Annotated in this window: 1 protein-coding gene; it reads left to right on the forward strand. The window is 66.2% G+C overall.

What is annotated here, in order from left to right; genetic code table 11:
• Positions 1 to 163: 163 nt before the first annotated feature.
• Positions 164 to 1,534 (forward strand): group II intron reverse transcriptase/maturase (gene ltrA / locus ACGFIZ_RS34215; protein WP_393427450.1); only part of this gene is annotated, 1,371 nt, incomplete at its 3' end.

A 1,534-nucleotide genomic window follows, 5' to 3' on the forward strand; every position in this document is an offset into this window, starting at 1 on the left:
GGGCAGGTGAGTTGCCGCTGACGGGTGGCTGGTCGGGGCGGAGGCCTCGTAGTAGTCGCGGGCGTGACGACCCGCCGTCGGGGTCCGGGAGAGCCGGATGCAGGGCGAAGGGGGCCAGCAAGTCGAGCAGTACGGATGCGGGAATGCCAGGAGGTTGTCGCCGGTGAATACCGACGAGCTGGAGTCGGCCCTTCGCCGGGCCGAAGACCGGGTACTGGGGATCCAGGCCAAGCTGCATCGTTGGGCTCGTGATGATCCTTGTCGCGTGTTCGATGACCTGTTCAACCTCGTCACCGATCCCGCGTTTCTGTTGGTGGCGTGGGATCGGGTGCGCAGTAACAAGGGCGCCAAGACCGCTGGGGTGGACGGCGCGACTGCGTTGTCCATCGTCGTGCGGGTCGGGGTCGAGGAGTTCCTCGACGGGCTGCGGGCCTCGTTGAAGGATCGCAGTTTCCGGCCGGTGCCGGTGCGGGAGCGGATGATCCCCAAGCCCGGTGGCAAGTTGCGCCGGTTGGGGATCGCGACGATCACCGACCGGGTGGTGCAGGCGTCGATGAAGCTGGTGTTGGAGCCGATCTTCGAGGCGGATTTCCTCCCGTGTTCCTACGGGTTCCGCCCGGGACGCCGGGCCCATGACGCGGTGGCCGAGATCCGTTACCTGGCCACGAGACCACGCAACTACGAGTGGGTCGTGGAAGGTGACATCAAGGCCTGCTTCGACGAGATCGACCATACCGCCCTGATGGGCCGGGTACGTGGCCGCATCGCCGATAAGCGCGTGTTGGACCTGGTGAAGGCGTTCCTGAAGTCGGGCATCCTCGGCGAGGACCGCCAACTGCGGGAGACCAACGCCGGCACTCCGCAGGGGTCGATCCTGTCCCCGTTGCTGAGCAACATCGCCTTGTCGGTGCTGGACGAGTATGTCGCCCAGCGCCCCGGTGGCCCGGCCACCGGCAGGGTTGAGAAGGCCAGACGGCTTCGGCGCGGTCTGCCGAACTTCAAGCTGGTTCGGTATGCCGACGACTGGCGCCTGATGATCAAGGGCAGCCGGGCGGATGCCGAAGCGCTGCGGGACGAGATCGCCGGGGTCCTGGCCACGATGGGCCTGCGCCTGTCGGAGGCCAAGACTCTGATCACCCATATCGACGAGGGAATGGACTTCCTCGGGTGGCGCATCCAGCGCCACCGCAAGAGGGGCACCAATCGGCACTACATCTACACCTATCCGGCCAAGAAGTCGCTCAAGGCGGTGATGGCCAAGGTGAAGACCCTATGCCGGCAGGTCGAGGTGAACCAGCCGCTGGATGACCTGATCCGCAGGCTCAACCAGGCGGTGCGGGGCTGGTGTGCCTACTTCAGGCCCGGCGTGTCGTCGGCGACCTTCGCCTACCTCAGCCACTACCTGTGGCAGACGGTCTGGCGATGGCTCCGGCGCAAACATCGCCGGAGCACCTGGAAGGAACTGCGCCGCCGCTACTGCGACGGCGGATGGTGGCCCCACGGCCAACGGGAACTGTTCGACCCGGAAAAACTG

It is taken from the genome of Micromonospora sp. NPDC048830 (genome assembly GCF_043198215.1).
Taxonomy (GTDB): domain Bacteria; phylum Actinomycetota; class Actinomycetes; order Mycobacteriales; family Micromonosporaceae; genus Micromonospora.